The 20,579-nt window shown below is 57.6% G+C and carries 19 protein-coding genes; 13 read left to right on the top strand and 6 right to left on the bottom strand.

Annotated features, from left to right (window positions below; all coding sequences use genetic code 11):
* Window positions 1-146: 146 nt before the first annotated feature.
* On the top strand, window positions 147-485 hold the full coding sequence (locus HPY30_06335; protein QYZ65641.1) for a P-II family nitrogen regulator: 339 nt from the start codon (window positions 147-149) through the stop codon (window positions 483-485).
* Between the two features lie 51 nt (window positions 486-536).
* Here the strand turns inward: HPY30_06335 and HPY30_06330 are convergent, their stop codons facing one another.
* Window positions 537-1,355 carry an outer membrane protein assembly factor BamD gene (locus HPY30_06330; protein QYZ65640.1) on the bottom strand — a complete coding sequence of 273 codons (819 nt, stop codon included), beginning with the start codon at window positions 1,353-1,355 and terminating at the stop codon, window positions 537-539.
* A 67-nt stretch (window positions 1,356-1,422) separates the two neighbouring features.
* Here HPY30_06330 and rluD point away from each other — a divergent pair, with 67 nt between their 5' ends.
* Genes rluD through HPY30_06305 form a run of 5 tightly spaced genes read left to right on the top strand, consistent with a single transcriptional unit; the run spans window position 1,423 to window position 4,882 of the window.
* On the top strand, window positions 1,423-2,406 hold the full coding sequence (gene rluD, locus HPY30_06325; GenBank protein ID QYZ65639.1) for a 23S rRNA pseudouridine(1911/1915/1917) synthase RluD: 984 nt from the start codon (window positions 1,423-1,425) through the stop codon (window positions 2,404-2,406).
* The gene (gene pgeF / locus HPY30_06320) at window positions 2,403-3,137 is read left to right on the top strand and encodes a peptidoglycan editing factor PgeF (protein QYZ65638.1); all 735 of its coding nucleotides are present in this window, start codon (window positions 2,403-2,405) and stop codon (window positions 3,135-3,137) included. Before rluD ends, pgeF begins: the two co-directional genes overlap by 4 nt.
* A 19-nt stretch (window positions 3,138-3,156) precedes the next feature.
* The gene (locus HPY30_06315; GenBank protein QYZ65637.1) at window positions 3,157-3,669 is read left to right on the top strand and encodes an amino acid-binding protein; all 513 of its coding nucleotides are present in this window, start codon (window positions 3,157-3,159) and stop codon (window positions 3,667-3,669) included.
* Window positions 3,670-3,673: 4 nt separating this feature from the next.
* Window positions 3,674-4,198, top strand: a complete 525-nt coding sequence (gene def / locus HPY30_06310; GenBank protein ID QYZ65636.1) for a peptide deformylase — start codon at window positions 3,674-3,676, stop codon at window positions 4,196-4,198.
* Window positions 4,199-4,882, top strand: coding sequence for a 1-acyl-sn-glycerol-3-phosphate acyltransferase (locus HPY30_06305; GenBank protein ID QYZ65635.1), 684 nt, complete (start codon window positions 4,199-4,201; stop codon window positions 4,880-4,882).
* A gap of 168 nt (window positions 4,883-5,050) precedes the next feature.
* On the opposite strand, the gene HPY30_06300 is transcribed toward HPY30_06305, so the two are convergent.
* From HPY30_06300 to HPY30_06290, 3 genes are all read right to left on the bottom strand, one after another.
* The gene (locus HPY30_06300) at window positions 5,051-5,725 is read right to left on the bottom strand and encodes a TIGR04211 family SH3 domain-containing protein (protein ID QYZ65634.1); all 675 of its coding nucleotides are present in this window, start codon (window positions 5,723-5,725) and stop codon (window positions 5,051-5,053) included.
* A 93-nt stretch (window positions 5,726-5,818) separates the two neighbouring features.
* A complete protein-coding gene (argF, locus tag HPY30_06295) occupies window positions 5,819-6,733 on the bottom strand; it encodes an ornithine carbamoyltransferase (protein ID QYZ65633.1) in 915 nt (304 codons plus the stop codon).
* Between the two features lie 16 nt (window positions 6,734-6,749).
* Complete coding sequence (locus tag HPY30_06290; protein QYZ65632.1) at window positions 6,750-7,928, bottom strand: aspartate aminotransferase family protein; 1,179 nt, start codon at window positions 7,926-7,928, stop codon at window positions 6,750-6,752.
* 250 nt (window positions 7,929-8,178) lie between these two features.
* On the opposite strand from HPY30_06290, the gene HPY30_06285 reads away from it, so the two are divergent.
* The gene (locus HPY30_06285) at window positions 8,179-8,634 is read left to right on the top strand and encodes a hypothetical protein (protein ID QYZ65631.1); all 456 of its coding nucleotides are present in this window, start codon (window positions 8,179-8,181) and stop codon (window positions 8,632-8,634) included.
* Between the two features lie 142 nt (window positions 8,635-8,776).
* Here HPY30_06285 and HPY30_06280 read toward each other — a convergent pair whose 3' ends face one another.
* Both HPY30_06280 and HPY30_06275 read right to left on the bottom strand, forming a co-directional pair.
* Entirely contained in the window at window positions 8,777-8,983 is a 207-nt protein-coding gene (locus tag HPY30_06280; protein QYZ65630.1) for a hypothetical protein, read from the bottom strand.
* A gap of 47 nt (window positions 8,984-9,030) precedes the next feature.
* Window positions 9,031-9,612, bottom strand: coding sequence for a superoxide dismutase [Fe] (locus HPY30_06275; protein QYZ65629.1), 582 nt, complete (start codon window positions 9,610-9,612; stop codon window positions 9,031-9,033).
* A 156-nt stretch (window positions 9,613-9,768) separates the two neighbouring features.
* On the opposite strand from HPY30_06275, the gene HPY30_06270 reads away from it, so the two are divergent.
* The 6 genes from HPY30_06270 to HPY30_06245 all read left to right on the top strand — a co-directional run bounded on the left by HPY30_06270 (window position 9,769) and on the right by HPY30_06245 (window position 20,556).
* Window positions 9,769-11,319: a hydantoinase B/oxoprolinase family protein gene (locus HPY30_06270; GenBank protein QYZ65628.1), complete on the top strand. Its 1,551-nt coding sequence runs from the start codon at window positions 9,769-9,771 to the stop codon at window positions 11,317-11,319.
* Window positions 11,320-11,520: 201 nt separating this feature from the next.
* Window positions 11,521-13,302 carry an N-acetylglutaminylglutamine amidotransferase gene (locus HPY30_06265; GenBank protein ID QYZ65627.1) on the top strand — a complete coding sequence of 594 codons (1,782 nt, stop codon included), beginning with the start codon at window positions 11,521-11,523 and terminating at the stop codon, window positions 13,300-13,302.
* A gap of 85 nt (window positions 13,303-13,387) precedes the next feature.
* Window positions 13,388-15,079, top strand: coding sequence for a succinate dehydrogenase flavoprotein subunit (sdhA, locus tag HPY30_06260; protein QYZ65626.1), 1,692 nt, complete (start codon window positions 13,388-13,390; stop codon window positions 15,077-15,079).
* A 12-nt stretch (window positions 15,080-15,091) separates the two neighbouring features.
* Entirely contained in the window at window positions 15,092-16,102 is a 1,011-nt protein-coding gene (locus HPY30_06255) for a succinate dehydrogenase/fumarate reductase iron-sulfur subunit (protein ID QYZ65625.1), read from the top strand.
* The gene (locus tag HPY30_06250; GenBank protein ID QYZ65624.1) at window positions 16,099-16,971 is read left to right on the top strand and encodes a CoB--CoM heterodisulfide reductase iron-sulfur subunit B family protein; all 873 of its coding nucleotides are present in this window, start codon (window positions 16,099-16,101) and stop codon (window positions 16,969-16,971) included. The genes HPY30_06255 and HPY30_06250 overlap by 4 nt, the downstream gene beginning before the upstream one ends.
* 339 nt (window positions 16,972-17,310) lie before the next feature.
* Window positions 17,311-20,556 carry a VWA domain-containing protein gene (locus tag HPY30_06245; GenBank protein ID QYZ65623.1) on the top strand — a complete coding sequence of 1,082 codons (3,246 nt, stop codon included), beginning with the start codon at window positions 17,311-17,313 and terminating at the stop codon, window positions 20,554-20,556.
* The last annotated feature ends 23 nt before the right edge of the window (window positions 20,557-20,579 follow it).

Genomic DNA, 20,579 nt, shown 5'->3' with positions numbered 1-20,579 from the left:
CCAGCATCCATCCCGAAGCGATAAAAGTGGAATGCAGGTTTCGGAACGGGTTCTATCTACATTCCAGTGGGAAAAGTCGCTAAGATAGTGGTGTCTTGATGCTGCACACAGGCGGCGGACTACAGCTCAGAGGGAGCAGAAAAGAGATGAAAAAAGTAGAAGCAATTATCAAACCCTTCAAGATGGAGGATGTCCGCGAGGCGCTTTCCAATGTTGGCATAACCGGTATGACAACCACAGAGGTCAAGGGCTTCGGGCGTCAGAAGGGACATACAGAGCTCTACCGTGGGGCGGAGTATGTGGTGGATTTTCTGCCCAAAGTGAAGATCGAGGTGGTAATTGCAGCGGATCAGCTGGCGGAGTGCGTCGAGGCGATCACCAACGCAGCCCGTACCGGCAAGATCGGTGACGGCAAGATATTTGTCTCGCCGGTCGAGCGTGTAATCCGGATTCGTACCGGTGAAGAGGACGAAGCGGCGATCTGAATTTTATCGTTTTCAACCGGAAGAGGCACGGGGGCCTCTTCCTGAAAACGGTTAGTTTTTATCCAGTTCGAAGAAGTTCCAGATCGTTTCGGTCAGGCTTTCGTGGTCGTCTTGGCCGGGTGCGTCAAAAGTACCCTTCTGTTGGTTGATCGTCAGGACTCGCTTGGCGTCGTTTGCCAGATCTTCCATCTCCAGCCGGGTATAAGCCTCAACCATGATCTCCAGTGCCTCCTGAACCGCAGTGCTGCGTTGGAAGTTGGCTACTACGCGGTTGGCCCGGTTGGCTGCGGCCAGATAGGCATCCCGTTTCATATAGTATCTGGCGACGTGTATCTGGTATTTGGCAAGGTTGTTGCGAAGATAGCGCATACGCTGGCGGGCATCATCGGCGTACTTGCTGCCCGGGTAGAGTAGCAGGAGTTGCTCGAAATCCTTGAATGACTCCAGCGCTGCCCCCGGATCCCGCTGTGATGGATCGGACGGTATAAATCGGCTGGTGAAACTGTGGTCGCGGTTATAGTTTGTCAGGCCTTTCAGGTAGTAGGCGTAATCCACGTAAGGGTTCTGGGGGTGCAGTTTGATAAACCGGTCGGCTGCTGCGGTAACGGAATCCGGCTCATTGTTTTTGTAATAGGCGTAGATGATGTCGAGCTGTGATTGAGTGGCGAAACGACCAAACGGGAAGCGGGCTTCCAGCCCTTCGTAATATTTGATTGCCTGATCATAGTCCGAGTCCCTCATCGCCTCCTTGGCTTCAGAGTAGAACTGGCTTGCGCTCCAGTCCTTGGTCTGGTCGATCTGCTCGGGCAGCAGAGAGCATCCGGAAGTGAACAGGAAAGTAAGAATCCAGAGAAAACGAAAAGTATGCATCTATCGGGAATCGGTAAATTGGGACATTTGAAATCCCGGCAGTATAGCGGAAAGCGTGGGGCAACGCATGGCCAAGTCTGACAACGCGAGGACGGGAGAGGCGGCGGAGCGGCTGATTGCGCAAGTCGGTGCAGATCAGGCGGGCAAGCGGCTGGACCAGGTGGTGGCATCGCTGTTTTCCGACTATTCGCGCAGCCGTCTGCAGCGTTGGATCAAGGATGGACGGGTGCTGCTGGATGGGAAACCCTGTCGCAGTAAAGACAAGGTCTGGAGCGGTGAGCAGGTGTCGTTGGAACCGGTGTTGGAGACGGAGGTGGTCTCCCGGCCCCAGGCGATCCCGCTGGAGATCCTCTTCGAGGACGAGAGTCTGCTGGTTGTCAACAAACCAGTGGACATGGTTGTGCATCCGGCAGCGGGCAATCCCGACGGGACGTTGCTGAACGCCCTGCTGTACCACCATCCAGACCTGAACCAGATACCCCGGGCCGGCATAGTGCATCGTCTTGACAAAGCGACCAGTGGCCTCTTGGCAGTGGCGAAGACGCTGCAGGCGCAGACCTCCTTGGTGGGACAGCTGCAGGCGAGAAGCGTCAAGCGGGAGTATGTGGCGATAGCCCAGGGTGTGATGACCGCAGGGGGCAAGGTGGATGCACCCATCGGCCGTCATCCTGTCCACCGCACCCGCATGGCGGTACATCCCTCGGGTAAGACGGCGGTGACCCACTATCGGGTGGAGGCACATTATCGGGCTCACACGCTGCTTCGAATCAATCTGGAGACTGGGCGTACCCACCAGATTCGTGTGCACATGGCCCATATTCACCACCCGCTATTGGGTGATCCTGACTATGGCGGCAGGCTGCGTCTGCCAGCCGGTGCTTCTCCTGGCTTGGTGGCGGTATTGCAATCCTTCAGGCATCAGGCGTTGCACGCGCGGCGGCTGGGGCTGATACATCCGGTCAGCGGCGAGGAGATGGCCTGGGAGGCAACCTTGCCGGAAGATATGCAGCAGTTGCTGGATGAATTGGAGAGAGACAGCGCGGCTTTATGAATATCATCCACCCCGATTGGCCCGCACCGAGCCGGGTGAAGGCGGCGATGACCACCCGTATCGCCGGAGTTAGCCGAGGTCAATATTCAAGCCTGAATCTTGGTGCACATGTCGGGGATGACCCGGTGGCTGTCACGCAAAATCGGGCGCTCTTGCAGTCCGCATTGAAACTTCCTGGGGAACCGCTTTGGCTGCAGCAGGTACATGGCTGTGAGGTGGTTGACCGTGAGCAGGCATCTGCCGGGTGTGAGGCGGACGCAATATACGCCAGGATGCCCGGACAGATCTGTGCCGTACTCACAGCCGACTGCCTGCCTCTACTACTCTGTGACCGCTTGGGAACGCGGGTATGCGCTGTTCATGCCGGCTGGCGTGGTTTGGCGGGAGGTGTGATCGAGGCGGCGTTGCGGCGGTTGGATTGTCCAGGGGACGAAGTGCTTGCCTGGCTGGGTCCGGCAATCGGGCCGGAAAGATTCGAGGTGGGTGAGGAGGTGCGCAAGAGATTCGTCGATCAGAATCCTGAGGCTGAAGTCGCGTTTCGTCCGGTCTCCGGTGATCACTGGCTGGCGGATATCTATCTCCTGGCCCGGCAGCGTCTGGCGCAGTGTTCTGTCGGTTTCGTGGGAGGTGGGCAATACTGTACAGTTAGCGACCCGAAACGCTTTTTCTCCTATCGACGGGATGGGACGACAGGCCGTTTGGCTTCATTGATCTGGATTGATCCAGACTGACAAGAGAGGAAAGATCCTGATGGATTGGCAGATGATGACGCTGGTCGGCGAAGACCGGCTGGGGATAGTCTCCCGTGTGACGGATGCGCTCTACCAGGGCGGATGCTCACTGGGCGAGACTTCGATGATGCGACTGGGGGGGAATTTTACCATCATGATGATGGTGTCGGCAGGGGATCAGCCCCTGGAAACCCTGATTGCCCGGGTGGCGGATGAGTTGCAGTTGCAGGTTCATATCGATCCCATCCGTGGAGAGCTGCACCAACACCGGGTGCCCAATTTCCAGGTGCGGGTGGTGGGCGCCGATCGCGCCGGGATCGTAGCCGGGGTGACCGGAGCCTTGGCGGAGAGCGGTTTTAATGTCCTGGAGCTGGAGTCCGATGTGGCGGGAAGCGCTGAGCAGCCGGTCTACATCATGACGATTCAGGGTTACTCTGAAGAGACGCTCGAAAGGCTGCAGTCGGCGCTGGACGGACTGGGTGGTGAAGAGATCGAACTCAATATTTCGCCCATCGAAACCCTGATCGGCTGACCCTATGGCGATACTGGAGATTCTGAAGCTGCCGGATGCCCGTTTGAAACAGGTGTCAGAGCCGGTTGAGCGGTTCGACGAAAAGTTGCATGCCTTCATCGATGACTTGGAAGAGACCCGCCGGCACGGCCCTGCCGCGGTGGGCATTGCGGCGCCCCAGCTAGGCTACCATCAGCGCATCATCATCGTCGACTGTTCCCACACACGGAAGCCGGTTGCCAATCACGGACATCTGATCCTGGTCAATCCGGAGATCACCGAGTGGGATGGTTTTGAGTTGGGACGTGAAGGGTGCCTGTCGGTGCCGGATTATACCGGTAACGTGATTCGGGCCGAGCGGATCAAGCTCACTGCACAGGATAAGTTTGGCGAGTCCCGCGAGTACGAGATGGAGGGGTATGAGGCCCGTGCCCTGCAGCATGAGGTGGATCATCTCGATGGTGTGCTCTTCGTCGACCGTCTGGTAAGCCGCCGAACCGATCTGTTTCAGCGCAAGGTTTATCAGAAAGGCGGCAAGAAAAAGAAGTAGATGATGGAGACCTGGCCGCTGCTCTTATTCTGTCTTGTTGCGGTCGTCGTCTATGGATTAAACCGGCTGAACCGGGTCTCTCTGCGGGCGAATGAAGTCGACTGGGGACATGGTTGGGCTAACCGTATCGATGGTTTGAGCAGGCTCTTTTGCCGTGGATACCATCGCCTGCAGCCGGTGAGGCTGGATCTTCCTGAGCAGGGTCCTGCAATCATCGTCTCCAACCATATCTCCGGGCTCGATCCGTTGTTGCTGGTCAGTTGCTGCCGCCGCCCGGTACGTTTCATGATCGCTCGGGAGCAGTACGAACGTTTTGGCTTGAAGTGGTTGTTCAGGGCTGCCGGATGTATCCCGGTTGATCGGGAAAGATCTCCGGAGAAGGCTCTACGAGCCGCGTTTCGGGCGCTGCGCGATGGCGAGGTGGTGGCGATTTTCCCCCACGGAAAGATCCACCTGGACACAGATCCACCCCGTCGGCTCAAGGCGGGAGCTTCACGGCTTGCTGCATTTACCGGCGCTCCCCTGGTTCCGTTGCGCATCACCGGAGTCAGGGGGCAGGGGCATGTGTTTTCCGGGGTGGTGTTGCGGAGCCGTGCAGTGATTACGCCCTATCCGGTGATAGCTCCGGCAAGGCAGACATCACAGCAGTTGAATGAACGTCTGCAACAAATTATCGACGGGTAGTGGTGCTTTAGCGTTGTAGCAGGAGCGGAGCCAGCGCCTGTCAATAAACACTACTTTAACCACGAAGTGCACGAAGAACACGAAGGTAAAAGATTGATTGGCACTAAATCTTCTTCATGCACTTCGTGTTCTTTGTGGTTAGACAGGGGCTTCCGGACAGCCGCCATTTTAGAGTGAGCCCCACTCATTGCGGCGCCGCTGAAAGCGCAGATGCGGCAGAATCAGGCCGATGAGGATGCCAGCGATGATGACGCCTGCCCCGATAAGAAACCAGTCGCGGGTGGCCTTGTTGCTCAGATCCTGGTTCTCCTGTTTCAGCTCTCCGACCTGGCGGGTCAACTCCTTGACCTGTGTGCGCAGTTCGTTGCGTTCATTGGAGATGCGGATAGCACTGGATGCGGTGCGCTGAATGTTCTGCAGATTGGAATCCAATTTTTTCTTGATCTGCATGAGTTCTTTGTGGGCTGCTTGCAGCGCCTTGTGTTGCTGCTGCAGGTCCGCCAGTTTGCTGCTGAGTTTCCCCGGCGCTTCCTGAAGCTCCTGCAACCGCTGCTCCATTGAGGTTAACTGGCTGCGGGCGCTGGGTTTGACCATCAGCTGCCGATTCAGGATATAACCGATTTGGCCGCCGCTGGTGCGTATCTTGGAGTAGCCGGACTCGCTGTTGCTCTCCAGTACCTCGACGGCGGTTCCGCTGTTGAGCATGCGCAGGATGCGGTGGGAGGAACTCTCTCCGGAACGCATTGTGACCTTAAGGATGTCGGTAACGTAGCGGGTCTCGGCCTGAAGGGCGCCGGATAGCAGTAGAAGCAGGCAGAGCGGTATGACTTTCATCTTATTCATCACGGGGGTCCAGCTTGGTCGGAGAGGTGATTGTTTCAGTTTCCCGTCGGCAATTCTTCAAAGTCTGCCGCAGTTTTGCAGCCGAAGAGTGGTTTAATTGAGAAGAAGAAACTCCAGTAGTGCCTTCTGCGAGTGTAGACGGTTTTCTGCTTCGTCCCAGACCACGCTGTCCTTTCTGTCGATTACCGAGGCGCTGACCTCCTCCCCGCGATGGGCGGGCAGACAGTGCATGAAGAGTGCATCCTTGTCTGCATTGGCCATCAAGGCATCGTTGACCTGATAGCCGGCGAAGGCCTTTTCACGAAGTGCCTGCTCCTCTTCCTGACCCATGCTGGCCCAGACGTCGGTGACCACGAGATCGGCACCATCGGCGGCTGCCATGGGGTCGCGGATGATCTTGGCTGAATCACCGGCAGTGTCCAGGATGGTCGTATCGGGATCGTAACCTTCCGGACAGGCAATGTTGAGTTTAAAGCCAAAACGGATGGCGGCTTTCATGTAAGAGTGGCACATGTTGTTGCCGTCGCCGACCCAGGTCACGGTCTTGCCGCGAATATCGCCGCGGTGCTCGAAATAGGTCTGCATGTCAGCCAGCAGCTGACAGGGATGGAGCAGGTCGGTGAGGGCATTGATCACCGGCGCCGTGGAGCATTGGGCAAAGTGCTCCACTTTTTCATGGTCGAAGGTGCGGATCATGATGATATCCACCATGCTCGACATCACCCGGGCGCTGTCCTCGATAGGCTCACCGCGTCCCAGTTGAGTATCTCGTGGTGAGAGAAACAGCGCATGGCCACCAAGCTGGGTCATGCCCGTCTCAAAGGAGATGCGGGTGCGGGTGGAGGATTTATCGAAGATCATACCCAGGGTGCGATTCTTCAGGGTTTCGTGGATTTCTCCCCGGCGCTGCGACGCTTTCAGTTCGATGGCGCGTTTGATCAAACCATTCAACTCGCTGGATGAGAGGTCGGTAAGGGCAAGGAAGTGCCTGGGCTGTGTCTGGTTCATGATGTTGTTACTTGGGTTATGAAGCGCTGAGAAAATTATCGACCAGTGTGCCGACTGTTTTGATGATCTGATCTGTTTCCTGATCTGTCAGTATCAGAGGTGGCAGCAGCCGGATGACCTTGTCGGCGGTAACGTTGATCAGCAGACCCTCATTGAGAGCCTGACTGACGAGTTCGGTGCAGGGCCGATCCAGTTCGATGCCGATCAGGAGGCCGCTGGCGCGAATGTCGGTGACACTCTTATTAGACTGAAATGCCGTCTGGAATCCCGTCAGGAACCGTTCACTCAGGGCGGCTGCACGCGCCACGAGGTTTTCGGACTCCAGGGTTTCGATTACCGCGTTACCCACCCTGCAGGCGAGGGGGTTTCCGCCAAAGGTGGAGCCGTGGCTGCCCGGGCCAAGAACCTCGGCCGCCGCGCCTTTTGCGAGGCAGGCGCCGATCGGTACGCCATTGCCCAGCCCTTTGGCCAGAGTCATGACGTCGGGCAGGATGCCATTGTGCTGATGGGCGAACATCCTGCCGCTGCGGCCCATGCCGGTCTGGATCTCATCCAGCATCATCAGCCAGCCCTGCTCATCGCAGAGCGTGCGGATGTTGTTCAGATAGTCGGCGGGAGGTATGTTGACGCCGCCTTCGCCCTGTACCGGTTCCACCAGTATCGCAACCACACTGGCGCCGTTCTGCGCTACCTCTTTGATTGCGTCGAAGTCGCCGAAGGGGACGCGCACGAATCCCTGCACCAGGGGTTCGAAGCCTGCCTGCACCTTACGGTTTCCGGTGGCGGAGAGAGTGGCCAGGGTGCGGCCGTGGAAGCTGTTCTCCATCACCAGAATGGCGGGGTTGTTGATGCCTTTCCGGTGGCTGTAGAGCCGGGCGATCTTGATTGCTGCCTCATTGGCTTCTGCGCCGGAGTTGGCGAAGAAGACCCGGTCCATACCGGAGAGGCGAGTCAGGTTGTCTCCCAGGATCTGCTGCTGCTGGATGCCGTAGATGTTGGAGGTGTGGACCAGCGTACCCGCCTGCTCGCAGATAGCGGCTTTGACTGCCGGATGGGCGTGACCCAGGCCGCAGACCGCAATGCCGGTGATGGCATCCAGATAGCGCTTTCCCTCTGTGTCCCACAGCCAAGCCCCTTCGCCACGCTCGAAGGTCACCGGTAGCCGCCTGTATGTTGCCATCAGTGTGTCTGACATTGCCAATCCCGTTTCCCAGAAAAGCAAAAGGCATCCTGGAGCGGACGCCTTCGCATCGATTTTCGCCGTAAAAGATGGCGGAAAACCGCGTAGTTTACTGTCAAGGGCGTTGCTTTTCAAATATCTGGGGTGGATGCCAACCAGGGGTGAGAGTGCGGACTGAAAACACTCTCTCGATCTCTCCTGGGTTATTAGGGATTTTGATGCGGTACAATCTCCGGCCTGAATGAACTAAGTGTTGGAGTAAACAATGTCCCTGGCCATGACTCTGCATCTTCTCGCCGCCATCGTATGGGTGGGCGGTATGTTTTTTGCTCATATGGCATTGCGCCCCGCAGTCGCGCAACTGCTTGAGCCGCCGCAGCGGTTGCCGCTAATGCTGAAGGTTTTCGACGGTTTTTTTCCCTGGGTCTGGCTCTCGGTTGTTCTGATCCTCGTCACCGGCAGTTGGGTACTGTTCTCTGTATTTGATGGCGAGATAAAAACCTCGGTCTGGTTCATGACCGTGGTTGGTGCCCTGATGGCAGCGATATTCGTCTTTGTCTATGCCGTGCCCTATCGTCGGATGAGTGAGGCGCTACAGGCTGGCGAGCTGCCCAAGGCAGGTGCGGCGATGGCGCTGATTCGCAGGCTGATCGGTACCAACCTCATTCTTGGTCTGACGGTGAGTGTTATCGCCGTAGCTGGGAAATACACGGGCTTCTAAATAAAATTTTTGGGTTCAAGCAATCATGGTGCGCACGGCGCACCAGAACAAGCTACAGGGTTGCGAGTTGTAGCAATAGTCGCAGCCATATTGCTATCAGAATCAGCGAGCTTACGAAGGGTGATGTCCGTTCCGCTTATACTCAGGTTTTTCGTCGCTTGGTGGCGCTGATCAGCAGGCAGTTGCCGAGTGAAAACGGGTCGAGGCGGGAGACTGCACTGGCGCTGTCGGCCTTGATAATTGGCGGGGTTGCGGTGGCGCGAGCTTTGAATGATGATCGGTCGGTGGAGCAGTTGTTGGATGCCTGCCGGAAGACGGGATTGCAGATGATCGAAAAAACGGCGGGCAAAAAAATGCCCCGGCCGTAATCTCACGGCCAGGGCTTACAGGGAACTCTTAGCTCATGTTGGAAGCAACAGAATCCCAGTTGACGATCTTCCAGAACGCGCCCAGATAGGCCGGGCGGGCGTTGCGGTAGTCGATGTAGTAGGCGTGCTCCCAGACGTCGGCGGTGAGCAGGGCCTTCTTGCCAGCGGTCATCGGGGTGCCGGCGTTGGAGGTGTTATAGATCTCCAGGCTGCCATCCTCGTTCTGCACCAGCCAAGTCCAGCCGGAACCGAAGTTTGTTGCGCCGGCAGTGGCAAATTTCTCTTTGAATGCATCGAAGGAGCCAAAGGTGCTGTTGATGGCATCGGCCAGGGCGCCGCTGGGTGCGTTGTCATCAGCGGGGCTGCGCAGGCAGTTCCAATAGAAAGTGTGGTTCCAGATCTGAGCGGCGTTGTTGAAGATGCCGCCTTCTGATTTCATGATGATCTCTTCGAGAGAGGCGTTTTCAAACTCCGTGCCAGGCACCAGATTGTTCAGATTGGTGACGTAGGTCTGGTGGTGTTTGCCGTGGTGGAACTCCAGGGTCTCCTTGGAGATTACGGGCTCAAGGGCAGTGTCGGAGAAAGGGAGAGCGGGAAGTTCATGTGCCATGCTGCAAGGCTCCTTTATTCATCAGTATTTTGTTGCCGGGCCGGCCTGACAATTTCTGAGTGCCGTCCCGAAATATAAAACCTAGTAAAACAGTAGGCTATTCTATCGGTGCTTTGACGCGGATGCAAGCACCCCTTTTCCAGGTAGAATGGACCCATGGATCCGGTTGAACTCAATATCTTTGCCTCTCGCTTGGAGGCCGTCTGCGATGAGATGGGTGCGATGCTGCGCAATGCCGCATTCTCCCCCAATATTCGTGACCGGCTCGACTTCTCCTGTGCAGTGTTCGATGCGCAGGGTGAACTCTCTGCCCAGGCTGCCCATATCCCTGTGCATCTTGGGAGCATGGCCTTCGCCATGGCGGGGATAGTTTCCGGTATTACTTGGCGGCCGGGGGATATGGTGGTGTTGAACGACCCTTTCCTCGGTGGCACCCATCTGCCGGATGTCACCCTTATCGCCCCCCTGTTTATTGAGAACGAATTGACGGCATTTGTGGTGAATCGCGCGCATCATGCCGATATTGGCGCAAATGCTCCCGGCTCCATGCCGGTCTCCAGCAGTTTGGAGGAGGAGGGAAGGGTCATACCACCCTGCCACTTGATGCGGGAGGGTATGCTGGATCGGGAACAGCTGCAGTGGCTGTCGGGTCACAATCGTAATCCAGGAGAGTCGGCTGGGGACTTTTCCGCCCAGATCAGCGCCAACCGCTGCGGCCTGCTGCGTCTTGAGCAGATGATCGATGAGTGGGGGCGGGGCTCCTATCTATCCGGTCTCACTGCCCTCAATGCCTATGGCGAGATGTTGTCGTTGGAGGCGATTTCGATAGTGCCGGATGGTGAATATCGCTTTGAGGATGTGATGGATGACGATGGTCAGGGAACCCTCGATATCCCGATATGTGTGGGATTGACGGTGCGAAAGGGGCGGGTGGTAGTGGATTTCAGCGCAACGGCCAAACAAGTACCGGGCAACATCAATTGCCCATTCTCTGTGGCCGCAGCGGCGGTCTATTACGTCTTTCGCTGCCTGATGCCGCCGCAAACTCCAGCTTGTGCCGGCACCTTCCGGCCAATCCAACTGCAGGCTCCTGAGGGTTCGCTGCTCAATGCCCGACGTCCCGCTGCCGTGGCTGCGGGCAATGTGGAAACCAGCAGCCGGGTGGTGGATGCAGTGCTTGGGGCATTGGCGCAGGTATTGCCTGCGTCTATCCCCGCTGCCAGCCACGGCAGCATGAACAACCTGGCCATGGGCAGCGACCAGGCGGGAAACCGCTGGGACTATTACGAAACCATCGGAGGCGGAATGGGAGCGGGTGGTGCCGGGGGTGGCCTGAGCGGTCGGCAGACCCACATGACGAATATCCTTAACACGCCTATCGAGGTGGTGGAGAATCGGTTCCCGTTGCGGGTGATACGCTATGCACTACGCCGGGGTTCCGGTGGTGCAGGACGAAGAGCCGGTGGTGATGGTCTGATCAGAGAGTTTGAGTTCCTTACCCCGACAGATGTATCCCTGTTGACAGAACGCCGCCGTCACCGGCCCTGGGGCATCGATGGCGGCAGTCCCGGTCTGTCCGGGCGCAACCTGCTTGATGGTGAGCCCCTGCCTGGCAAGGCCAGCCTGCAGGTGAAAGAGGGACAGCGTCTGACCATAGAAACCCCGGGTGGTGGCGGTTGGGGTGCCTGGGAGCCTCTGAGCAAATAGGAAAACCTGTCATTTCGGCTATCGGGAGAAATCTCATACCCCCGATAGTGAGCAAGCACTCTGCAGCTTGAGATCTCTCCCTATGGTCGAGATGACAATTACAGAGTCTTTCAGAGGTACCAAAGCGAACATTGCGTTCTCTGGGTATTGCATCTGACAGTCATTGAAAGTGTTTGAATTAGGAACAACAGGTAGTCAGTTATGTGTGGTATCTGTGGTGAGTTGCGGTTTGATGGTGAATTTGTGGATCTGGGTGCGATCCAGCGGATGACTGCCCGCTTGGAGCGAAGGGGACCGGATCATGGCGGCAGCTACAGTGATGGTCCGCTCGGCTTTGGTCATCGGCGTCTCTCCATCATCGACCTGTCGGAACATGCCAATCAGCCGATGGTGGATTCGACACTGAGTCTGGCGCTGGTCTTCAACGGGACTATTTATAACTACCGGGAACTGCGCGAAGAGTTACGCGGGAAAGGTTATGCATTTTTCTCCCATGGCGACAGCGAGGTAATCCTCAAGGCCTGGCATGCCTGGGGCGAAGATTGTGTCGACCATCTGCAGGGTATGTTCGCCTTTGCGGTCTGGGACTATGGAAAAAAGCAGCTCTTCATGGCGCGGGACCGGTTGGGTATCAAACCCTTCTACTATTCACTGACCAAAAACAGGCTTCGCTTTGCCTCCAATACCCAGGCCCTGCTTGCCGGTGGCGGAGTGGATACCTCCATCGACCCTGTTGCACTGCATCACCAGTTTACCCTGCATGGCGTCGTTCCGGCACCGCATACGATCTACAACGGTATTCGCAAACTGGCGCCTGGCCACTGCATGGTGCTGTCCGAAAGGGGTGAGCCCAGGATGCGCCGTTACTGGTCTTTTCCCGCCACCCGCCCGGAGAAACCCTTATCGGAAGGTGAATGGCTGGAGGCGATTCACGATTCGCTGCGTTATGCTGTGCGCAAACGGAATGAGGTGGCAGACGTGCCTGTGGGCGTCCTGCTCTCGGGCGGGCTGGATTCAAGTCTGCTGGTGGCGCTGCTGGCGGAGACCGGTGTTTCGGACCTGCGTACCTTTTCGGTGGGTTTCGAGGATCAGCCGGAAGAGAAAGGAAGCGAGTTCGAATACTCCGATCCGGTGGCGGAGATGTACGATACCCGTCACCACAAATACCTGATTCCCAACGATGATGTACTTAAGCGTCTGCCGGAAGCAGTGGACAATATGGCGGAACCGATGTTCGGACAGGACGCGGTGGCCTTCTTTCTGCTGGGAGAACAGGTATCACAACAGATCAAAGTGGTGCAGTCGGGACAGGGTGCTGACGAGGTGTTTGGTGGTTACTTCTGGTATCACCGTATGTTGGCGGAGACCCAGGGCGAGCCGGTGGAACGGTTTGCAAAACACTATTTCGATCGCGACCATGATGAGTTCCTGCACATGGTCAATCCTGAGTTTGGCGGCGAAGATCACACCCTCAAGCTGATTGCACAACTGCTGGCGGAACCGGATGCCGATACCTTCTTGGATGCTGTGCTGCGTTTGGATACCACCACCTTGATCGTCGACGATCCGGTGAAGCGGGTGGATAACATGACCATGGCCTGGGGGCTTGAGGCGCGCGTACCCTTCCTGGATCAGGGGTTAGTGGAATTGGCCGCGCGCTGTCCGCCGGAGCTGAAATTGAAGGAAGGGGGTAAATATCCGCTGAAGGCGATGGCGCGGGGGATTCTGCCGGACTCAGTGATCGACCGCCCGAAGGGTTACTTTCCCATGCCTGCTCTGAAATATGTGCGGGGGGATTTTCTCGAATTTATGCGTGATATCCTCGATTCCCAAGTTGCCCGTGAGCGAGGCATCTTCAGACGTGAATACATCGATATGCTGATGGCCGCACCCGAAATGCACCATACGCGTATTCAGGGCAGTAAGCTTTGGCATATTGCGGTGTTTGAGTATTGGCTGCAGCGGCAAGAGATATCAAGGTGACAGGTGTAGTTCCGGGATATCCTGAGGGGATGCTTTGCTTCTCGAATCATCGTTAATAACAATAAACCGGGTTAGGAGGTAGTTCGTGCTGACATATGACATTCTGATAGTGGGTTCCGGGGGGGCTGGTCTGTACGCTGCGCTCGAATCCCGGATGGAGGAGGATCTGCAGGTAGGCGTGCTGACCAAGGTCTATCCAACCCGTTCGCATACAGGTGCGGCCCAGGGAGGGGTAAACGCAGCCTTGGCCAATCTGGATCCGACCGATACCTGGCAGGACCACTGGTTCGATACCGTCAAGGGTTCCGACTATCTGGCAGACCAGGATGCGGCGGAGATCATGACGCGGGAAGCCCCCATGGTGGTGCGCGAGATGGAGCACTGGGGATGTCCTTTCTCCCGCACCGATGAAGGCAAGATCGCCCAGCGTCCCTTCGGCGGCGCTTCCAAGCCGCGGGCCTGCTTCTCCGCCGACAAGGTCGGCCATGTCATGTTGCATACCTTGTATGAGCAGGGCATCCGCCACGGCGTGAATTTTCTCAATGAGTGGCAGGTGCTCTCCCTGATGCATGACGGCCAGCGTTGCCAGGGTGTCACCGCCATCAACACCCAGACTGGTCGGGTGCATACCATCCAGGCCAAGGCGGTGATTCTTGCCACCGGTGGTCACGGCCGCATCTATTGGACGCGCACCTCCAATGCATTGGGCAACACCGGGGACGGTACCGCCATTGCTTACCGTGCTGGCCTGCCCATCAAGGACATGGAGTTCATCCAGTTCCACCCCACCGGACTGCGCCGTACCGGCATCCTGGTATCCGAGGGCGCGAGAGGCGAGGGGGGCTTCCTGCTGAATGGTCTGGGTGAGCGGTTCATGAGCCGCTACGCCCCGGAGAAGATGGAGCTGGGTCCCCGCGATCTGGTCTCCCGCTCCTGTGAAACCGAAGTGCGTGCAGGGCGCGCTGGTCCCGAAGGTGAGGTCTTCCTCGACCTTGCCCATTTGGGCCGTGAGCGTATCCTGGAACGACTGCCGCAAATCCGCGAACTCTGCATCGAGTTCGAGGGCGTGGACCCGATCGAGGAACCCATCCCGATCAAGCCCACGGCCCACTACTCCATGGGCGGCATCCATACTGATCTCAATGGTCAGACCTCCATTGAGGGCATCTACGCCGCCGGCGAAGCGGGCTGTGTCTCGGTGCACGGCGCCAACCGGTTGGGCGGCAACTCCCTGCTGGATATCCTGATATTTGGCAGACGTGCCGGAAAACACGCCCTGGAATACGCCCGCAACAACAGCTTTGTACCAGTGGACACAGGGCAGGAAGAGGCGGACACGCAGATGATCGCCTCCATGATGGAAGGTGACAGCGGCGCCTCCATTGCGGATATTCGCCGCGGCATGGGTAACCTGATGGCGGAAAAGGTCGGCGTTTACCGTAATGGCAAGGACCTGGAGTCGGCTGTCAGTGAGCTGGCGGATCTGCAGGAGCAGTTCAAAACGGTGCGTATTCAGGACAAGACCAAGGCCTTCAACACCGAACTGGTTGCAGCCCTGGAGCTGAAAAACATGCTCGATCTGGCGGAAGTGGTGGCCGTCGGCGCCCTGGAACGCAAGGAGTCACGGGGCGCGCATACCCGCGAGGATCATCCCGAGCGGGATGACGAGAACTGGCTTGCTCATACCATGGCCGCCATGGGTGATGACGGTCGTCCCAAGCTGGATTTCACTCCCGTGACCATCACCGAATTCGAGCCCAAGGCTCGTACCTACTAAGGAAATGCTGGCATGATTGAAAAAATCACACCCGATCGCAAGAGCATTTTGGCCAATATCCGCATCCAGAGATTTACGCCAAGCGAACACAAATCGGCCTATTTCGATAACTTCAAGGTCAACGTGGAGACCGGCATGACGGTGCTGGAGGCGCTGCGCCTGATCAAGAACACCCAGGACAGCTCACTGACCTTTCGCGCTTTCTGCCGTTCCAAGATCTGCGGCTCCTGCGCCGTGCGTGTCAACGGCAAGCCGGTGCTGGCCTGCAGCACCCAGCTGATGCCGATCCTGGAGGATTTCAAAAAAGATTCCGTCAGCATCCAGCCGTTGAAAAACATGCCGGTGCTGCGTGACCTGGTGGTGGATATTGAACCCGTCATCGAAAAACTGTCGAAGATGCACCCCTACCTGATGGAGAATCGTGAGCGGATTCCAGTGACCCTGGAACAGGAATCCATCATGTCCAAACAGGAGCATTCACGCTTCGATTACATTACCGACTGTATCCTCTGCGGCTCCTGTTACTCCGCCTGCTCTGCCGCCAGCGCCGATCCCAACTACGCGGGTCCGTTGACCCTGGGCAAGGCCTACCGCTTTTCTGCCGATGTACGGGACAGCTTTCAGGGCGAGCGCATGCAGGCGGCGGTGGATCAGGGGCTCTGGTCCTGCGCCCAATGCCGCAAATGCATCAACGTCTGTCCCAAGGACACGCGTCCGGCAGTATCCATCCAGCGTATGCGCAAGATGTCTATCGATGACGGCATCCATGACACTGCAGGGTCACGCCGCGCCAAGGCATACACAGGCGATGTTGCCAAATATGGTCAGGTCAACAAACCGATGTTGCCGGTGATCGTCAACGGTCCCAAGGGTTGGGCCGCTATCGAAGCGGCTGATAACTATCTCAAGAAACACGGCATCGAGCCCACACGCCAGGTGTGTATGCTGGGGGGCCAAAGCAGCACTCAGAAGATCTACGACAAGGTTAAAGAGCTCGAAGCCAAAGGAGAGAACAAGACATGAGTGAGACAATACGTTACGGGTTCTATTCCGGCTGCTGCTTTCAGGGCGCGGACGCCCGGTTTTTCGACATCCTGAGGGATGTATTCGCCAAGGTTGATGTTGAGCTGGATCTGATCGAAGACGCGGTTTGCTGTGGCTCCGGCGTTATTGAAGAACGCTCCGAGTTGACCTCCCTGGCGGTGAATGCCAAGAATATGGCCCATGCAGAACAGATGGGGCTGCCCCTCTACACCCCCTGTTCAACCTGCTACAACGTGATCTCCAACGCCCAGAAACGGATGAAGGAAGATCCTGCCGTACACGCCCAGGTCAACGAGATCCTGGCCGAGCAGGGGCTGGAGTACAAAGGCACCTGCAAGCTCACTCACACCCTCTGGGTCTTTGCCCAGGATGTGGGTCTGGAGAAGTTGAAGGAGCGCGTCACCAACCCGCTCACCGGGCTGCGGGTCGCCTCCTACTACGGCTGCCATACTCGCAACCCGGCGGATATCCAGGGCTACGAGTCGGCTGACAATCCCACCTCCCTGGAAGATATCCTGGAAGTCCTGGGCGTACAGATCGTGGAGTACGACACAAAGGACGACTGCTGCGGCTACCATCTGGCCTGGCCCAATAACGATCTCAACATGAAGATGACCTCCAATGTGCTGGAGGGGGCCCATACCAAGGATGTGGACTTGATGGTCACCTCCTGTCCGCTCTGCTTCAAGAGCATGGACGGCACCCAGGCCAAGGCTCTTGCGCAGACTGGTAAGAACTTCCAGCTACCTGTGCTGTTTCTGCCTGAGTTGGTGGGTCTGGCCTGTGGCATGACCTCTGAAGACATGATGCTGAAGTATCATGGGGTGCCGGTGAACTTGCGGCTCTAGAGCTCTATTGCTTTCAACGTGATAATGACGGATTCAGCCAGGATGTAGGGTGTGCCGTGCGCACCATGATTAGCGTACATACCGTGAATACGGCTTGTTTTGGTGCGCATAGCGCACCCTACACATCTATATTGCTTTCAACCTAGAGGTTAAAGGCGAAAGGCGAAAAAAAAGAAGTTCCGGATCTGTAGGTATTTGAGGGAGTTCAAGCCGGACTTTAGCCGCCTGCCTGCTGGAAAAGCCGCATTGAGTAATCTATGCTCGAAATAGGGATGAATGGATTCCCTGCCATGCTCTGCTGTTCCGGCGACACGGCTCTGCTGAGCAGAGGAGGTTGTCGTGAAGCGGAAGTGGTTTGCAGAGTGCCTATCCTTGCTCCTCTCCACACTGACGTTGTTTGCGCTGACCCCGTCCCTGTGGGCAGGTGACTTTAGCGCTGACGTGGTGGAGACCCACGGTGGCAAGGTCGAAACCTCCAAGCTCCAGGTTTCACAAGGCCGTTACCTGCTGCAGAAGAAAGAAGACGGCAAGCAGTTGCATATCATCGTCGATTCGGCCGCCAACTTCACACGAATCGTCATTCCCGCAGAGAAAATCTACTATGAACTCCCCGCCGATGACCTGTTCAGCCTGATCAATGATCCCTTTCAGGCGGCCCGGGTATCGGCATCCCGCTATGAGACCCGCTCTCTGGGTCGGGAAACACTGCAAGGTTTTGACTGCAACAAGACCCTGATCCATTCCGCTGGCCAGGATCTGATGACCCTGTGGATGTCGGATGAGTCGCTGGTGCCGTTGAAGCTGAGCCTGAACAGTGATCCTCCGCGCAAGGTGGAGTTGGTGAATCTGAAGCAAGGCGCGGTGGACGCCGCCCTGTTCCAGATTCCCGGGGATTTCAAGAAGAAACCACACCCAATGCAGAAGAAACGGGCTCCCGACCCGGCTACCCTCTCTGCTGTTACCGGCTCAGTCAGCGGCGAGGCGCCTTGGGGTCGGCGGGTGAAGGCGGGTGGCGAACTGCGCATCAAGGTGGACAAGACGCGCAGGGTCAGGGTGCGGGTGACCAATCTGCTCAAGAGCGAGGCCGAGATCGTCGTCCTCCCCTTCCACCAGGGGAAACAGCGGGAGAACATCGGCGTCACCCCGCGAAAACTCGAGTACAAGGGTTCGAGCTTCAACCGGGAGTTCAACAAGGACAGGGAAATGTTCGGCGACACCTTCCAGGTGGACGAGGTGGTGATCGAGGTCAGTAGCGGCCTGGTTCACGTGGTGGTGGATCAGCCGGACAAGCGGATGCGTGACCTCTACAACCGGGGTGGCGTCACCACTTGGGAGCGGATCTCTCCGGAGCGGGATACCCAGCTCAGCATGACCGGCGACAATCCGGACGGCGACACCACCAACGGGGAGATCCTGCTGCGTAACGACCAGACCAAGGCCTTTGAAAAACTCCCCTTCAAGCTGAAGAACGGCGAGACCAAGGCTTGGATTTTCGGCGGTGAAAAGGGCTACAACACTCTGCAGATCACCGTGCCCGTCGGCCAGGGGAGCATGCGCATCCGCATCGATGAGTCAGGTACCAAGGCAGTGGTCGCCCCAGTCGTAAAGGCCGTCTCATCACCCGCGACCAAACAGGTGGTCAAACCGGCACCAGCACCCACCGCCAAGGTGGAACCTGCGCGTATGGTGCTGGTATTGGACGCCTCCGGTTCCATGTGGGGGCAGATCAAGGGCAAGGCCAAGATCACTATCGCCAAAGCGGTGATGGCCGATCTGATCAGCGAGTTGCCGACCGATTTCCAGACCGGCCTGATGGTGTATGGCCACCGGCGCAAGGGTGACTGTGACGACATCGAGATGTTGATGCCGGTGGGACAGCACAATGCTGTTGCGATGAATGCGAAGGTCCAGGGCATCAGCCCCAAGGGCAAGACCCCCCTGAGTGAGTCGGTGCGGCAGGCCGCCAAGGCCCTGCGCTACACCGAGGAGCGAGCCAGTGTGGTGCTGTTGAGTGACGGCCTGGAGACCTGCCATGCCGATCCCTGCGCCCTGGCGGCGGAGCTGGCCATGAGCGGGGTCGATTTCACGGCGCATGTCATCGGCTTCGACATTACCCAAGAGGAGCAGACACGGCTGCGTTGCATGGCCGATAGAACCGGTGGCCTGTTTCTCGCCGCATCTGATGCCCAGACCCTGCGCGATGCTCTGTTAAAGACATTGGATGAGGTTAGAGAACCGCCGCCGCCAGTGGTGGAGGATCCGGGTGAGGCGCGGTTGACGGGGCCTGCTTCGGTGCCCGTGGGAGCCGCCTTCCAGGTCGGCTGGGAGGGGCCGGACAGTCACAATGACTATGTGGCAATTGCGGAAAAAGAACCCAGGGATTCCGCCTTTATCGACTACGCCTACACCAGCAGAGGCAATCCTCTGGAGCTGGTCGCTCCCGGTGAGGCAGGGGAATATGAACTGCGCTATCTGCATGCCCACAGCAGCCGGATTATCGGCCGCAGGGCGATCCAGGTGACGCCGGTCCAGGCAGAGGTCAAGGTGCCGCAGAGCGCCAACGTGGCCACAGAGATAGAAGTGGCCTGGTCAGGTCCAGCCTATAGAAGCGACTACATCACCATCGCCAAGGTCGGCGATGTGGCTGGGCGTTACGATAACTATGCCTATACCAGCAAAGGGACGCCGGCAAAACTTTGGGCACCAGCCGGGCCGGGGCAATATGAAGCGCGATATATCCTGAGTCGCGGCACCCAGGTACTGGCCCGGGCGCCTTTCACAGTAAAAAGCGTCACAGCCCAGGTTCAGCCACCCACAAATGCGAATGTGGCCTCGATGTTCGAGGTTGCCTGGCAGGGACCAGACAATGGAGCTGACTACATCACCATTGCGAATCCCGAAGATGTTGCGGGTCGCTACGATAACTATGCCTACGCCCGCAATGGCAGCCCTGCCACACTGACTGCACCGTCTGAGCCGGGTGATTACGAGGTACGCTACATTCAGGCCAGAGGCACCAAGATGCTTGCCAGGGCGCCCATCACCATCCATGCGGTGTCAGCCCAGGTGCAATCGTCGGCATCAGCCGATATGGGTGCTGAATTTGAGGTCGTGTGGCAGGGTCCGAACAACCTGGGTGACTACATCACCGTGGCTCCGCCAGGCGATCCCCCCGGGCGTTATGACAACTACGCCTATACCAGCAAAGGGACGCCGGCAAGACTGTGGGCGCCGTCTGAACCGGGTCAGTACGAGGTGCGCTATATCCAGGCCAAGGGGACGAAGTTGCTGGCCAAGATGGCAATTACGGTGAATGCTGTCAATGCTGAGGTGGTTCCGCCGGCTTCGGCAAGCGCGGGTGAAGTTTTCCAGGTTACCTGGCAGGGTCCGGACTATCAGGGAGACTATCTCACAGTGGCCCTGCCCGGAGATTCCCCCGGTCGTTATGACAACTACGTTTATACCAGCAAGAACAGCCCGGCCCGACTCAAGGCACCAGCCAAGCCGGGTGAGTACGAGGTGCGCTACATCATGGCGCGTGGTACGAAGATTTTGGCCAAGCGGGTATTGAAGGTGATCGAGTAGTCTGAAAAGCGTCAGGCGATGTT

This window comes from Gammaproteobacteria bacterium (ex Lamellibrachia satsuma), from assembly GCA_019623805.1.
Taxonomy (GTDB): domain Bacteria; phylum Pseudomonadota; class Gammaproteobacteria; order Chromatiales; family Chromatiaceae; genus QGON01.
The sequence above is the reverse complement of the archived record's forward strand: the minus strand, read 5'-3'. Positions and strand labels throughout refer to the sequence as shown.

Coding starts and splice junctions, on each gene's coding strand:
- HPY30_06335 (QYZ65641.1), top strand. CDS start 147: ATGAAAAAAGTAGAAGCAATTATCAAACCCTTCAAGATGGAGGATGTC.
- HPY30_06330 (QYZ65640.1), bottom strand. CDS start 1,355: ATGCATACTTTTCGTTTTCTCTGGATTCTTACTTTCCTGTTCACTTCC.
- rluD (QYZ65639.1), top strand. CDS start 1,423: ATGGCCAAGTCTGACAACGCGAGGACGGGAGAGGCGGCGGAGCGGCTG.
- pgeF (QYZ65638.1), top strand. CDS start 2,403: ATGAATATCATCCACCCCGATTGGCCCGCACCGAGCCGGGTGAAGGCG.
- HPY30_06315 (QYZ65637.1), top strand. CDS start 3,157: ATGGATTGGCAGATGATGACGCTGGTCGGCGAAGACCGGCTGGGGATA.
- def (QYZ65636.1), top strand. CDS start 3,674: ATGGCGATACTGGAGATTCTGAAGCTGCCGGATGCCCGTTTGAAACAG.
- HPY30_06305 (QYZ65635.1), top strand. CDS start 4,199: ATGATGGAGACCTGGCCGCTGCTCTTATTCTGTCTTGTTGCGGTCGTC.
- HPY30_06300 (QYZ65634.1), bottom strand. CDS start 5,725: ATGAATAAGATGAAAGTCATACCGCTCTGCCTGCTTCTACTGCTATCC.
- argF (QYZ65633.1), bottom strand. CDS start 6,733: ATGAACCAGACACAGCCCAGGCACTTCCTTGCCCTTACCGACCTCTCA.
- HPY30_06290 (QYZ65632.1), bottom strand. CDS start 7,928: ATGTCAGACACACTGATGGCAACATACAGGCGGCTACCGGTGACCTTC.
- HPY30_06285 (QYZ65631.1), top strand. CDS start 8,179: ATGTCCCTGGCCATGACTCTGCATCTTCTCGCCGCCATCGTATGGGTG.
- HPY30_06275 (QYZ65629.1), bottom strand. CDS start 9,612: ATGGCACATGAACTTCCCGCTCTCCCTTTCTCCGACACTGCCCTTGAG.
- HPY30_06270 (QYZ65628.1), top strand. CDS start 9,769: ATGGATCCGGTTGAACTCAATATCTTTGCCTCTCGCTTGGAGGCCGTC.
- HPY30_06265 (QYZ65627.1), top strand. CDS start 11,521: ATGTGTGGTATCTGTGGTGAGTTGCGGTTTGATGGTGAATTTGTGGAT.
- HPY30_06255 (QYZ65625.1), top strand. CDS start 15,092: ATGATTGAAAAAATCACACCCGATCGCAAGAGCATTTTGGCCAATATC.
- HPY30_06250 (QYZ65624.1), top strand. CDS start 16,099: ATGAGTGAGACAATACGTTACGGGTTCTATTCCGGCTGCTGCTTTCAG.